This window comes from Zwartia panacis (assembly GCF_030410395.1).
Lineage (GTDB): Bacteria > Pseudomonadota > Gammaproteobacteria > Burkholderiales > Burkholderiaceae_B > Zwartia > Zwartia panacis.
In genome coordinates this window covers 383,039-397,166 of the sequence record NZ_JAUHHF010000001.1, presented here as the reverse complement: position 1 = coordinate 397,166, position 14,128 = coordinate 383,039, and the positions used below count along the sequence as shown (strand labels likewise).

Genomic DNA, 14,128 nt, shown 5'->3' with positions numbered 1-14,128 from the left:
TGAGAAAAAATCATGTATTTGACATCAGGACTTCATCGCTCGCTGCAACGCCACCCTGAAAAAATAGCGACAGTGAGTGGCGATCGTCGTCAATCTTACGCCGAATTAATCGAGCGTGTCTCACGAAGGGCCTCTGCCCTGCATAAACTAGGATTAAAGGCAGGAGACCGTCTAGCGATTGTCTCTCAAAACTCAGATCGAATGATCGAGTTGCTATTGGCATGCTGGTGGTCTGGATTAGTCGCACAACCTGTGAACACCCGTTGGGCACCCTCAGAGATGGGCTATGCGATTGCAGACTCGGGGGCACGAGCAGTCGCGACTTGCTCAAATATGCTGACCATTGTTCAGGCAATCGATTCAGACATGCCGGCACTTGATTGGTACTTGTATTTGGATGATGATCAGGAACCGGAGGGCTACATTAATCTAGAAAAAGTATCGCATTCAAGTCATCCAATGGATGACATGCGGTGCGCCGCAGATGCCCTAGCCGCAATAGTTTATACAGGCGGTACGACTGGTTCACCTAAAGGTGTCATGTTGTCTCATGGAAATTTCTGGTCCTCCCTTGTCGGTCGCATGGTTGAGGTACCCAGCGCATCCAATTCGGTGACATTGCTCACCTCGCCGATGTTTCATGTCGCAGGACTTTCTAGAATGATTTTGCAAATTCTGGTGGGCGGTACATCAGTGACACTACCAGGCTTTCAACCTCAATCCGTCATCGAGCTGATCAAACAAGAGGGTGTCCACGATTTAATGCTGGTGCCCAGTATGCTGCAGATGTTGATGAATACGGAGAATTTTGATCCAGAATACCTGCCGAGCTTAAAGAGAGTTTTCTGGGGAGCTGCACCCATTGCATTGCCTTTACTGCAAGAAGCGTTAGCCAGATTTCCAGCAGTCGAATTCGTCCATTCCTATGCCATGACAGAAACCGCAGCCTCTGTTTCAGTCTTGTCCATAGAGAACCATCCTTCATTTATTCAAAGTAATCGTTTCCGATCTGTCGGACGCGGAACCTTATCATCCGAAATCCGCATCATTAATGAAAACGGCGAACCTGTCGCCTGCGGTACAAATGGAGAGATTTTGTTAAGAGGTCCCGGAATCATGAAAGGGTATTGGCGCCGTCCTGTGGATACCGAAAAAGCATATCTGGATGGGTGGTTACGAACAGGAGATGTGGGATACCTGGACGAAGAAGGCTATTTGTTTGTGACAGACCGCCTTAAAGATATGATCATCTCTGGCGGCGAGAATATTTATCCTGCTGAAGTAGAAAGTGTCATCTGCAGTCACCCAAGTATCAGCCAATGCGCTGTCATTGGTATCCCGCATAAAAAGTGGGGAGAAAGTGTGCATGCGGTGATCGTTTTCAAAGCAGGCATGACAGCCAGTGAAGAAATCTTGCTGGATCACTGTCGTCATGTGCTCAGTCGCTTCAAGTGCCCCCGATCATTCGAATTTAAAGATTCTTTACCACTGACTGCTGCAGGAAAGGTCGATAAAAAGTTATTACGGGTCAGGAATCAATCCGTTCAAAAATCAATCTGACGAATACTTACATTTTAAAAAAATGTTGTATTTAGGTCAGAATTTATGACGAATACCAACTCCAACCAAGGAGTATGTCAGACCTTGACTCATGCTGTAGTTGGTCGAATATGCACCCATCGCGTAGATGTTTGTCCGGGGAGTAAAGTTATATGTGTATGCAAAACTGTAAACGGTTTGAGTATCGATAGGAAAGAATGGATTCGATTGCATACCAGCTGAAGGTTTTGCCATCTGCCATGACAGAAAAATGTTGGTGACTTTATTGGGTGTATAAGTCAGACCTAATAAATATGAATCGACTGCGATGTTCTGATCAAAAACAATGCTGTTATTTGTTGTGCCGAGGTTGCTAGGTTGCGTGAATGTTTGAATGAGCTGAGCAGGATTTAACCAGGCATTGCGCGTTTGCCCATAGGCTCCTGATAATTTAAATGAACCAATGTTGTATGCCGCACCGAGAATCCATGCCGAGGCGTTCGGCACTTGTCCTTTAGCAGTTGCAGCGTTTGGATAATAGGCATCATAGGTCGCTGTCGTATAAAGTGGACCACTCTGATATTGGATTCCAGACGAGAGCGCACGCAGGTTATCCTGACTCGCGAAGTTGTAATCTCTCGATTCACCAGGAACAACAGGATACGCACCGTCTATGACGTAGGCAGATGGTATCTGCGAAGAAAACGTATAGCCTACGCCTGCTTTGAAGCCCTCGATACGATCAGTCTCTAATCGAATCATATTACTGAAGCGCTCTGCATTCGCTGATCCGAACGATAAGCCCAGCGATGCCGAAGCAAAATCACCCGGTCCGAATGGTGTTAATTCGGATGTGTAATCATTCGCAAAATCATATTGTCGACCCAGTCGAAAATTCCCTAAACCTTTGTAACTCGCACCAAGCCAAGCTTGTCTGCCGAACATTCGACCACTTTGACTGAACGTACCATTACCGATATCAAATCCGTTTTCCAAAACAAAATTTATATCGGTATTTTCAGAAACTTTTTCCTTACCCTTCAGACCAAAGCGATTACCTGATTGTCCACCACTCACCATCGCAAAGCGAGACGCGCTTCCATATGTTCCAGAATCATTGGCTGAGTGGTTTTGATATGCAAAACCTGAATCGACAGTACCGTACAGTGTGAGTGATGACTGTGCAAAGGAAAGGCTGGTCGTTGCACAAAATGTTAAACATACGAAACGAATGACAGGCACTAATCGCATACTAAAATCCTTGTATTGAATTAACTGCTATGGTTGGATCTTAGGGATAAGCCATGATATCGACAAGAAGGTGGAACTAAGATAAATTTATAAAAATATAACTTTGGAGACACACATGAAAAAAATATTGGCCACGATGCTTATCTCACTCATGGCATCTTTTAACGCAATGGCTGTTTATCCAGAAAAACCTGTCACGATCATCGTCCCCTTTCCTCCCGGTGGTCCGACTGACAGCATTGCACGCGCCCTAGCTCCCAAACTGCAAGAAAAATTTGGTGGTAGCTTTGTTGTGGAAAATAAGGCTGGCGCGACGGGTACGATCGGTGCCACGCTTGTCAAACGCGCACCTGCAGATGGCTATACGCTTTTTGTTTCATCCCTTGGTCCGCTCGTCATCGCACCCCACCTGATCAAGAATCTGCAATACGATGCACTGAAGGACTTTGACTATCTGACTGTCGCTGTTCAAGCGCCAAACGTTTTAGTCGTTCCTGCCAACTCGCGTTTCAACAACATGAGTGACGTGCTTGCGGAACTCAAGAAAAATCCCGGAAAAGTGTCATTCGCCTCCTCTGGTCACGGCTCCTCTGACCACCTGACCGCTGAACTGTTCTGGCAACAAACCAAAACAACAGGCCTACATGTTCCCTACAAAGGTGGCGCACCCGCGCTGAACGATCTGCTCGGCGGCCAAATGGACGCGGCATTTTTTAATATCAATGCGGTTGTTCCACATATCAAGGCTGGAAAACTAAAGGCGCTGGCAATCACTGGAGATAATCGCTCTACTGTTTTACCAGAGGTACTCACCTTGAAAGAACAGAATGTGAATGGCGTCAATGTCTATTCGTGGCAGGCCGTCGCGGCCCCCAAAGGCTTACCTGCCGAGCTCAAATCAAAACTTTCACAAGCTATTATTGCCGCCATTAATGATCCAGCAGTCAAAGAGAGATTTGTTTCCCAGGGACTCGAAGTTGTCGCCAATACACCGGAACAATTCACTCAGTTCCAGGCGGATGAATTTGCTCGATGGAAAAAAGTGATCGAGGATGGCAAGATCACAATCGATTAAGTCAACAAGAGAGAAACATGCGTCCATCAAGAAGCTTCAAAATCAATAAACGCCGTCTTTTTATACAAACACTCGTTTGTCACACCCTCGTTGCCACGGCCCTCGTCACGCCTTGGGCAACGCAGGCGCAGCCTGTCGATTTTTCCAAAAAACCAATCACACTTGTTGTGCCCTTTGCCGCAGGCGGAGGTACAGACAGCATCGCTCGCGACTTGGCAAAATTATTGAGTGAAAAGTTAAAAACTCCGGTTGTTGTTGAAAACAAAGGTGGAGCGGGTGGCTCAATCGCGGCCAATGGAGTCGCGAAAGCACCAGGCGATGGTCATACACTTCTTTTTGTGACCTCCACGTTTGCAACGCATGCCGCTTCTGACCCCAAGCCCAGCTACGATCCGATTAAAGATTTCGCCCCGGTGGCCTTGCTGGGAAGCGGGCCCCTCGTTGTCGTGACCTCGAAAGACTCCGGGATCACAACCATGGCACAGCTTTTAGAGAAAGCCAAGAAATCACCCGGTGAACTGGCCTACTGCACCTCTGGGCCTGGAGGAATCAACCACCTAGCCGCGGAAATGTATGCTCAGGCGGCCGGAGTCAAAATGACTCACGTTCCCTACAAAGGAAGCGGTCCTGCAACTCTAGACTTAATTGCGGGCCGAACCCAGGTATTTTTCTCGACAGTTCCGACCATACGTGCACAAATCCAAAGCAATAAGGTCAACCTGCTCGCGGTCACGTCCAAAGAGCCATCAACCATGTTTCCTGGGGTACCGACTGTGATCGAAAGTGGTGTTCCGGGATACGAAGTCTCGACATGGTGGGGTATTGTTGCGCCCAAATCCACACCGGCCAATGTCATCTCGACACTCAAGGCAGCGATCAACAGTGAATCACCCGCGTTGAAAGACCGCTTTGAGCGCGAGGGTGCCACTCCATTTTATGGATCTCCTGCCGCATTTGGCTCAATGATGGAGAATGAGCTGCAAGGGTGGCGCAAAGTCGTGAGTGCGGGCATCAAACTAGACTAGCCTTTAAAACCGACAAATTACGACAAAACTGCTTAAAAAATGTGGTCGCCGACTCTGTCAGCTTAAACTCCGATGACATTGGGGATTCTTTAGAAGAGTTCAGCCCTGAACTCAGCAAGCCCCGGTGTTCATCGGGGTTTTTCATGTCTGGTATCTATAAATTGATGAATTCGTGCGCATGGTCACTTGCGATTGCTGGCGCCATTTCATTCTCAACAGTAACACTTGCTCAAACGAATCTCCCGCAAACAATGCCCGGGCAAGTGATGCCCGCTCCTAATTTGCCCACGCCTGTCGCTCCCAAGCCTCCTGGCTCCTACCCTACGCCGATTAATAATCAAATCACTGACTCAGTGACACAGGCGCAACGCGACACAACGCGTGAACATATCAAAACCCAAACGCCACCTGTCACTAGCGGAACAGAAAAAAAATAATCTTCATGGATTTCTTAAATAACGGAAATCCATGAAATTCACTCTCTTGACTATAGGTCGTACGATGCAAATTAAAACTTTGTCAGCGATAGCATTCGTGGGTGCATTGTCTGGTTGTACAGGCATCAACTCCAGCAGTTTTGGCGACATGTCCACAGCCTACCGACAAGTCGTTGAAAACTATAGTAATGAAAACATTTTGTTAAATGTCGTTCGTTCCTCAAAGAATATGCCATTGAGCTTTTTGGATATTCCCTCCGTCATCGGCACAGGGAACGTGATGGCCAATGCTGGTGTGAACACGACACAAAGTGCGGGAACACAGGTATCCCCGCCTTCCATCACTTCGGGCTCACTCGGGCTCTCTGTCAATAACGGCTTTACTTTTACTCAAGCGTCTTTAGATAACGCACAATTCATGCAATCATTTTTAAAGGAAATACCTTTAGGAGTGCTGGGTGTAAAAGGAACTGAGCGATTGTTACCACGTGCTGTTTCTTACACGCTGTTAATTGAGAATATTGAGTTAAGAAAAAATAATGCCTCAGTTCATCGCTTTAACAATGATCCACTCGATCCCAAATATAAGGATTTTCAAGACCTTTTGTATTTGTTGATCGAATCAGGGCTCACAGTTGAAAATACCTTAGTCAAGACACCACTAGGTCCGCCAATAGAGCAGGCTGCCTTGAGCAGGTCACTGGATGCGTGGGGCGGATCCACTGTAGACAATTTGGCTAAAGGGCTGATTTCCTTCGAAAAGGTCAATAAAAATGGCAGAGAACTCTATCAGCTGGTGAGAAATGATCAACAAGCGCGCGTGTGTGTAAACAAATATCGTACACAAGAGTTACTTGGGGATATGTTAAGCCCGCAATCTTATTGCCAGGACTCCCCGCGTTTTGCAAAGCCTGATATGGAGTATGCGAAGGCAATCAAAGCATTCATCTCGCATTTTCCTGATGCCAAAAATCTAGAGTTTGTCATCGGTATTCGTTCACCCGGAAACGTCTTCGATTTTCTGGGCGCAGTCTTGAATGTGCAATTCGAAGGAGATGGATCCAAAGAGGTCATGTTGCAACCTTCGAAATCAGTCTTTGATAGCTATAATCAACGCTACAAAAAACCCTTGCCGTTATTCAAGGTTTATAAAAATGCAAGCAATATTGATGCCGCAGCGACTGTCAAATACAAAGGCATCACGTACTCGGTAGCAGATAATGACGAGTCCTACACCAAGGACGTGATGGAGTTTATGGCGACCTTAGTCACAATTGCCAAGATACCCGGAGCGATTCCAGCTTCTCCCGCAGTCATCGTAAGGTAAATCGATCAATACAACTATCTCTGAGGCGTGATGCTGGCGACCGTGAATTCTTTGAGAGTCACACGCCCATCACGATCAGTATCCATTGCGACAAACTGTGTTTCTGTAAAACCGGCGCGCAGTGCTTCTGCAATGCTCAGAACACCATTACGATCCAGATCCCATTCATCGAATCCAGATCCACCTTTACCTCCGCTACCACCATTACCACCAGCAGATACGGCTCCTGCATTACCGCCTGATCTCATATTTGGCGCCAGACTACCTCGAGTAGGATCTTCGATAATGGCGCCTCCATTTCCGCCATTTCCTCCGAGACCTCCATTGCCACCTTGTGCAAAAGCGCCAGAACTGATTGCTGCGACAGTCAAAGCGATCGATATTTTTTTCACCTTACTCTCCTTTCAAGACAAAACCTGAGATGAATCAGGCATAAAAATCTGTACATGCCCCATTTCGTAGAGATCTCTCAAAGTTCGGGACACATAGGCTTTGAGAGATTGAATATCATTAGCGAATGACGCATCCGACTCAAGTACAGATCTGATGGATCTTGAGAAACTCATGCATTCAGTCAGATGATGCAAAAGCCCTGGAAATTTGAAAGTAAGATTGCCTCTGGTGCACTCAAACAAGTCCGAGCCGCTGGAATCATGGCCTTCATTGATCTTTCCCCCTGGGGTCAATCTGAATGTGTAATCAAATAAAGCATCATGATCAAATGGAATCTTTGCTTTTGCAACATAATCAGGGTGAGCAGCCATCCAGCGATGTGTTCCTCGGGACTGCAACAACAAATCGCAGAGGTGCGCAGCCTCCTCTTGCGATAGATCATCAAGCCTTGACCAAAGCGGATGATCCTCAGGGACCTGGGCTCGCAAACTGTATTCTGCAGGTTCACACCAATTTAAAAACTCAAGGCCAGCACGCCTGGTAAAAGAAAAAATATCTTTAACTGAATAAGCTTGATCCAACGGATTTAAAAAGGTATCGACGATACCTGCGTCATAACCTAGATCATTTGAATGACGCATATATCTGTGGACAGGATGATCCTGCGGTAAAGACTGCAAAATCTCTCTAATCAACGTGACGTCACTGGATGACTGCTCAAGTCGCATGAGTCGGAACGCCTCCTGCAACGGATAGATACCCATGCGCAAATGCTTTCCGTACATCATGATATTGAGGATACCGTCCGGACGTAAAACTGAGGACAGTGCCTTGAGACCGGCATCAGGATCGGTCATATGATGCAGCACACCAGTACATGTAATGAAATCAAAACTTTTCCCCAACTGGGAAACTTGTGTGAGGTCGATCTCAATCAATTCAAGATTTCTTAATGCGTGTCGCTCTTTGAGTAGACTCTGATGCGCTAAACCCGAATCTGATACATCGATACCCACTACATTCCACTGAGGATTCTGACAAGCGTAATAAGCAGCTTGGTTACTTCCACAACCCGCACACAATACATCTAAAGGTTGATCGACGCGGCGACTGTCTGACCACATTAAGGGCCAATAGTATGTGGGGTCACCGATCTCAAGATACCCTCCCGAAGAAATCGCTTTCCGCATATCCTCGATAGGCCTAGGATAGATCCAGTGACGATATTGCTCAAGAAGTAATCGCGAATTCATATTTCTAGACGGATGAATAATCTCAATCATTCACTCAATATACATTTCAAAATGAAACTCTCCACCAGAACAATTCCGACAAATTCTGACGATCGGGTAAGCAAGATAATGAGTAGGGATAGAATCTGGTCATCTTCAGTGCAACTCGTTGCTCAATAAATGAACACTAATAAACCAAACACTTCTTTAAGAAAGTTTTTAAAAAACGGAATGTTCGGCATCGGAAGTTTGACATTGGGTATCCCCTATGTCCTGGCTGAGCCTCGCTATAACTTTGTAGATGCCAATCATCTTGTTTCAGGCACCAATAGACTCTGGATACGTGAAGCGATTAAAACGATGTGGCGTGATCGTGAGCAATCGGGTGTTACGCCACTCATCAAAACTAACTGCCCATTCGATGAAAAAATAAGCATTTATCTCAAAGACGAATCCAAATCCAGAACGGGCAGCTTGAAACATCGTGTCGCGTGGGCGCTGATCATGCATGCCATCATTGAAGGGAAAATCGGACCCCAAACAAAGCTATACGAAGCTTCCAGTGGCAATACCGCCATCGGAGAAGCATATTTCGCCAAACTGCTGAATCTCAACTTTACTGCGGTCATGCGTCCTGGCGTCAGTGAAGGAAAACTCCGAGCAATCAGGGGCTTTGGGGCACGTACAGAAATTCTGACGCAAGACATGACACCTGCTGAATTCATACGACGTGAAATTGAAAAAGACCCCCTCGCCTACAACATTGATCAGTTTGCCAATGCGGAAAAAGCCCTTGATTATTACAAAGGGAATCCCGCTGCAACCATGAATATAGCCAACGAAATCTATCTACAGCTTCAACATAGCGATCATGCATGCCCGCAATGGTTTGTTGCGGGAGCAGGCTCTGGCGGGACAGCAACCAGCATTGCCAGATACATTAGGAAATGGTCAGATTACGACGGTGCATGTCCGGCAAAACTTGCAGTGGTCGACCCGGAGGACTCTGTCTTAATGGATTGGTTCAAAACCGGTGACAACAGCTTATCAATCTCGAAAGGCTCAAGAATCGAGGGCATCGGCTCTCGCGGACCGATCAAAATGGGGAATACCTTTAGCCTATTGCGTGAAGGCGTAGACAAAATGATTAAGGTGCCTGATGCGGATTCAGTCGCAGCCATGCACTTAGTCTCCAAACTCGTCGGATTTGATGTCGGGCCTTCTACGGGCACAAATTTTTGTGGAGTATTGAGTATCGTCAAAGAAATGCACCAATCGGGACAATCAGGAGCAATCGTCTCCATCATCTGTGATGCAGGGCTCAGATATGCAGATAATTATTACAACGCCTCATGGCTTGAAAAATCCGGGCTTCAATATCAAGATCCACTTAAACGTATAGAGAATTTTTGGAGCAAAGGTCAATGAGAGCGAAATGCATTAAAAGGAAAACTAAATGCGTCGCATAGCAAAATCTCTGATTGCCCTGTCTTTATTGAGTGTTTTTAATATAGCTCACACCCAATCCACTCCAAAGGCTGAGATTTCAAGCATCAAACCCCTCATTATCGATACTGATATGGGAACAGATGATTGGTTGGCGATTGCATACATTGCACAAAATCAGAAAATTGATTTGCTCGGTGTCACCATTGTTGGGAATGGTATCGCTACCTGTGAGTATGCGGGTCGTAATGCTCAATACCTGTTGAGTTTGTCCACAAGAAACAAAGACAAACCGATTGGTTGTGGTTCAAATTGGCCAATGGATGGTTTTGCATCCTATCCAACACCATGGCGCGAAACAAGCAAGGACATGATGGGAGAAAAGATTCCCTCCTCGACGCCTTCGAAAATATACCCAGACGGTCCTACTTTACTCGCTGAACTCCTTCGTTCAAGTAAGCGTCCAGTCGATATTCTTGCTATCGGCAGTATGACAAATATCGCAACCGTACTATCGGTAGAACCGGAACTTAAGGAAAAAATCACAAGAATTTATTCAATGGGTGGCGCGGTAAAAGTAAATGGAAATCTGCGCGTTCCAGGTTTCACAGACTCCCACTCCAACACAAAAGCCGAATGGAATTACTACATCGATCCCATCGCAGCCAAAATTGTTTTTACAAGCGGCGTACCCATCACTCTGGTGCCACTTGATGCAACGAATAAGGTCCCTCTGACAAAGGACTTTATTACTCGACTGCAGCGAGAGCAACAACAACCCCTAGAAGCCTTTGCGGATCGTATTTTTAAAAATATTTTGCAATCCACAACTAACGGCGAATACTACCACTGGGATCCTCTCACGGCTTCGGTTGCTGCAAATCCCGAGTTTTGTGATCAGACCCAAACGTATTTACTGGACATCGTGACATCAACAGGCACTGATCAAGGTTTACCGAATGGACAACCGTCTGCTGCATTTCCACTGACGAATGCTGAGGGTAAAAAACGGAATGCCCTCAATGAGTTATCGGCAGGAGCGACGCTGATTTCAAATAATGGAAAAAAAATCGATGTTTGTATGCATGTCAATGCACCGATTTTTGAAAAAAATTTCATTGAAACATTGCGGACAACGAATTGATTTTCTACAGGACATGTCGCAATTGGTCGGTATTGAAGACCACGTTCAATGATACATTTTTATTACCTTCTCTTTCTTATAAACACCTCTTTTTATAAGCACTGAACAAAAGATGCGCTCAATATTCAGCAAAAGCATTTTGCTATCTCTATCCATGTTCAGCCTGACTGGCTTTGCATCACAAACGTCAAATCCAATTAATATCGATACGGGTCGCTTACAAGGTCAAATACGAAAAGCGTCGTCAGGTCAAAACGTGATCGAATATCGAGGCATACCCTACGCACAAAATCCAACGGGTTCCTTACGTTGGAGTTTGCCCAAGCCGGCCCTCGCGTGGAATGGCACGCTAGACGCCAGTCAATTTGGTCCCGCGTGTCCCCAAGTTTCCAGATTTAATTTAACGGACAGCAGCATCGAAGAAGACTGCTTGAGCCTGAATATTTCTACACCAGCAGACCTCAAGCCTGGAGAAAAACTACCCGTTTTGTTCTGGATTCACGGTGGCGCATTTGTGGGTGGCTCTTCCAATCTGTATCGTTTAGACAAACTCGCCTCAGAGGGGCGCATGGTAGTTGTTTCAGCAAACTACAGGCTGGGATTTTTAGGCTTCGTGCCTTTACCAGGGCTCGCTAAAGAAGCGGTTAATGGCAATTTTGGAATCGAAGATCAGCGAGAAGCCTTGCGCTGGATTCAACGTAATATCTCATCTTTTGGTGGCGATAAAAATAATGTCACGGTGTCAGGTGAATCCGCAGGCGGTGCATCTGTTTGCATGCATCTGAGCAGTCCTGACCAGGTTAAAGGTCTTTTTCATAAAGCAATGATTGTCAGTGCGGGATGTCTGGCTCCAATCAAAACAGTCCCTGAGGCCATTAACGCCATCGGAAAAGTGATTACCAAAGATCTGGGCTGCCCTGAAGATTCTGATCTGACATGCTTACGCAGCAAATCAGTCGCTGAAATATTGAAAGCTCAAACAAAATTTGCAGACGAAAACCCCACCGACCTTGCCATTTATGCACCGACTCCTGGAACGGCATCCCATCCAAATGCCACGATTCCAACCTCAATATCCGATGCATTAAATCGGACAAACGGCGGTAAATTCACAACGGTGCCATTGATCATGGGAGGAATGCAAAAAGAACTTCTTCTTTATGTTGGCTATTGGTGGCAAGATGCACTAGGCGGTAAAGGACCATCAGTCGACAATCAAACAATTAACAATCTCTGGTTGAAAAACTTGTATGGTCAACATGCAAATGCGGTCGCAAACAAGTACGGATTTGACAATCCAAAGGTGGGAGCACAAAGATTGGGTGAAGTACTTTCTGACTTTAATCCTTTAATTGGGATTAATAATTGTCTCTACTATCGAACAGCCGATAAGATTATTGCCTACCCAGGTGCCCGTCCTTCATATCTGTTTGAGTTTGCTGATCCGAATGCTCTAGTCAAAGGTGTTGGCATCATGCCTCCCTATCCAGACTTTCCATTGGGCCCAGTTCATTCCTCGATCATCAACTATTGGTTCCCGAACTATTCCAATAATAAAAAAATCAATGCGCCAAATTTGGAACCAAAATCTCAAGAACTTGCAGATTTGATGGTCCAACATCTTTCTGCATTCGTTGCAACGGGACAACCTAAGATTGATGCAAAGAACCCATGGCTTGCATATAAAAATAGTCAAAATGTATTTAAGTTTGCCCCAGGTAGTGTCGGTCAATTCGATGGCGGTCAAGCGCATCAATGTGACTGGTGGAAAAGTATCTACCCTAATCCCTGATCTCTAATGACCCGCCACTATTCACTCTTTTACCAATCATCAGACACTTTAAGGTCAATACATCTATGAAAACCGCAAAAAAAACGACTAAAAAAGTGCCGGGAATAAACCGTCAAACTGAAAACCTAACGGATTTCGCAACGAAGACTGCCGCCTCCATCACACAAGCCATCAGTCGCAGCGGTCAATTCAGTCACTCTGATGGGAAGGTGAATGTGCATATTCACGTGGGCGACATCATATTGATTGGTTTTGATGAAGCCATTGACGCTGAAGAATGGGGCATGCGAGAAAACAATACAGAAATCATTGGCGGTAAAGCCTCTGCCCCTGGCGCACGTAAAAACTCCAAAGCTGACGTTGATCCAAACGAAAATAAAAAAGTTTCCCGCTCGGTCAATTTTAAAAAAGGTGCGCTTGAACTGAACGCAACCGAACACTCTGAACCAGCGAAAGGTTCAACATCCGCGAAGAAAGCAACTCGCAAAAATGCAGCGAAAGTCAGTCGTCCAACATAAACGATCTATAAAAGCAGAAATCTCATTTGCACTCACCAGAGACTTGAATCATGAATAAACGTATTGAATTAATCGCACGACACATTAAAAAAAGTACGACATTCAAAGCGAATACGATTTATGTCATAGATGCTGAAGTGCATGTCGCGAGTGGCGTCACACTCACCATTGAGGATCGCGTCACCATATTGCTAACAAATGGAATGAAAGAAAAATCCAAGCTGCGTCGATCCGCTTTGATTTTTGACCAAGGCTCGACTCTATTGGCTAAACGCCTGTATATCAAGGCTGCCGATGAAAATTACAAACCAGTCAAACACTCCGATAACGGCGGGGTCTGGTTTTTAGGTAATTTCCAAGACGCAACCAAAGACACGGTCTCAGTGACAGTCAACCGCAAAAAACCTCTGTCTTCTTTCAATGCAGAGATGATAGCGACTTATTACCTTGGACGTTTCGATCCAGCGAGTGAAACGAGAAAGCAAAAAAAAATAGCAGTGCGAGACGATATTGACGGCTTCTCTATATTGGGCGTAGGTAAAAACGAATGGAATATTCGTGCGGTACGCAGTTTTTACTCAGCCGATGACGGCATTGATATTACAAATTCTCACGTTTCTTTTAATCGACTCGAAATCAAAAATCCGATGGAAGATGCATTAAATATCAGCAGCAGCCGGGTTGAAATCCATAAAAGTCTGATCGTTGACTCCACGAAAGATCAGCGTAAAGATCGTGACATTTTTGATCTTGAAGTCGACGATGGCGCTTCATATGTAGAAATATACCGACATTGTGCGATCGATATTCGTGGCTGCTTTGGCGACCAAACCGTCTTGAGCTCGATAGATTTACCGCAGCCTAATGCCAATCCCGATGCACGTTATGCATTTAAAGGAAAATCTAAAAAACGCTCCACACTCGTCTATTCAATCTGTCGAGATTAATG

The 14,128-nt window shown here is 45.6% G+C and carries 13 protein-coding genes; 10 read left to right on the top strand and 3 right to left on the bottom strand.

Annotated elements, in window-relative coordinates; genetic code table 11:
• The first annotated feature begins 12 nt into the window (after positions 1-12).
• Complete coding sequence (locus QWY30_RS01840; RefSeq protein ID WP_290237694.1) at positions 13-1,560, top strand: class I adenylate-forming enzyme family protein; 1,548 nt, start codon at positions 13-15, stop codon at positions 1,558-1,560.
• A gap of 36 nt (positions 1,561-1,596) precedes the next feature.
• Here the strand turns inward: QWY30_RS01840 and QWY30_RS01835 are convergent, their stop codons facing one another.
• On the bottom strand, positions 1,597-2,790 hold the full coding sequence (locus tag QWY30_RS01835) for a porin (RefSeq protein ID WP_290237692.1): 1,194 nt from the start codon (positions 2,788-2,790) through the stop codon (positions 1,597-1,599).
• Positions 2,791-2,905: 115 nt separating this feature from the next.
• Between QWY30_RS01835 and QWY30_RS01830 the strand changes: the two genes are divergently transcribed.
• From QWY30_RS01830 to QWY30_RS01815, 4 genes are all read left to right on the top strand, one after another.
• A complete protein-coding gene (locus tag QWY30_RS01830) occupies positions 2,906-3,865 on the top strand; it encodes a Bug family tripartite tricarboxylate transporter substrate binding protein (RefSeq protein ID WP_290237690.1) in 960 nt (319 codons plus the stop codon).
• Between the two features lie 17 nt (positions 3,866-3,882).
• Positions 3,883-4,890, top strand: a complete 1,008-nt coding sequence (locus QWY30_RS01825) for a Bug family tripartite tricarboxylate transporter substrate binding protein (protein WP_290237688.1) — start codon at positions 3,883-3,885, stop codon at positions 4,888-4,890.
• Between the two features lie 143 nt (positions 4,891-5,033).
• Entirely contained in the window at positions 5,034-5,327 is a 294-nt protein-coding gene (locus QWY30_RS01820; RefSeq protein ID WP_290237686.1) for a hypothetical protein, read from the top strand.
• A gap of 31 nt (positions 5,328-5,358) precedes the next feature.
• Positions 5,359-6,654: a hypothetical protein gene (locus QWY30_RS01815; RefSeq protein WP_290237684.1), complete on the top strand. Its 1,296-nt coding sequence runs from the start codon at positions 5,359-5,361 to the stop codon at positions 6,652-6,654.
• 14 nt (positions 6,655-6,668) lie between these two features.
• Here QWY30_RS01815 and QWY30_RS01810 read toward each other — a convergent pair whose 3' ends face one another.
• Both QWY30_RS01810 and QWY30_RS01805 read right to left on the bottom strand, forming a co-directional pair.
• Positions 6,669-7,046 carry an EF-hand domain-containing protein gene (locus QWY30_RS01810; protein ID WP_290237683.1) on the bottom strand — a complete coding sequence of 126 codons (378 nt, stop codon included), beginning with the start codon at positions 7,044-7,046 and terminating at the stop codon, positions 6,669-6,671.
• Positions 7,047-7,058: 12 nt separating this feature from the next.
• Entirely contained in the window at positions 7,059-8,300 is a 1,242-nt protein-coding gene (locus tag QWY30_RS01805; RefSeq protein ID WP_290237681.1) for a class I SAM-dependent methyltransferase, read from the bottom strand.
• Positions 8,301-8,459: 159 nt separating this feature from the next.
• On the opposite strand from QWY30_RS01805, the gene QWY30_RS01800 reads away from it, so the two are divergent.
• From QWY30_RS01800 to QWY30_RS01780, 5 genes are all read left to right on the top strand, one after another.
• Positions 8,460-9,707 carry a PLP-dependent cysteine synthase family protein gene (locus tag QWY30_RS01800; protein ID WP_290237680.1) on the top strand — a complete coding sequence of 416 codons (1,248 nt, stop codon included), beginning with the start codon at positions 8,460-8,462 and terminating at the stop codon, positions 9,705-9,707.
• A gap of 28 nt (positions 9,708-9,735) precedes the next feature.
• The gene (locus QWY30_RS01795; protein ID WP_290237677.1) at positions 9,736-10,869 is read left to right on the top strand and encodes a nucleoside hydrolase; all 1,134 of its coding nucleotides are present in this window, start codon (positions 9,736-9,738) and stop codon (positions 10,867-10,869) included.
• Between the two features lie 112 nt (positions 10,870-10,981).
• Entirely contained in the window at positions 10,982-12,661 is a 1,680-nt protein-coding gene (locus QWY30_RS01790; protein ID WP_290237675.1) for a carboxylesterase/lipase family protein, read from the top strand.
• A 65-nt stretch (positions 12,662-12,726) separates the two neighbouring features.
• Complete coding sequence (locus QWY30_RS01785; RefSeq protein WP_290237672.1) at positions 12,727-13,179, top strand: hypothetical protein; 453 nt, start codon at positions 12,727-12,729, stop codon at positions 13,177-13,179.
• A 50-nt stretch (positions 13,180-13,229) separates the two neighbouring features.
• Complete coding sequence (locus QWY30_RS01780) at positions 13,230-14,126, top strand: hypothetical protein (RefSeq protein ID WP_290237670.1); 897 nt, start codon at positions 13,230-13,232, stop codon at positions 14,124-14,126.
• Positions 14,127-14,128 lie beyond the last annotated feature (2 nt).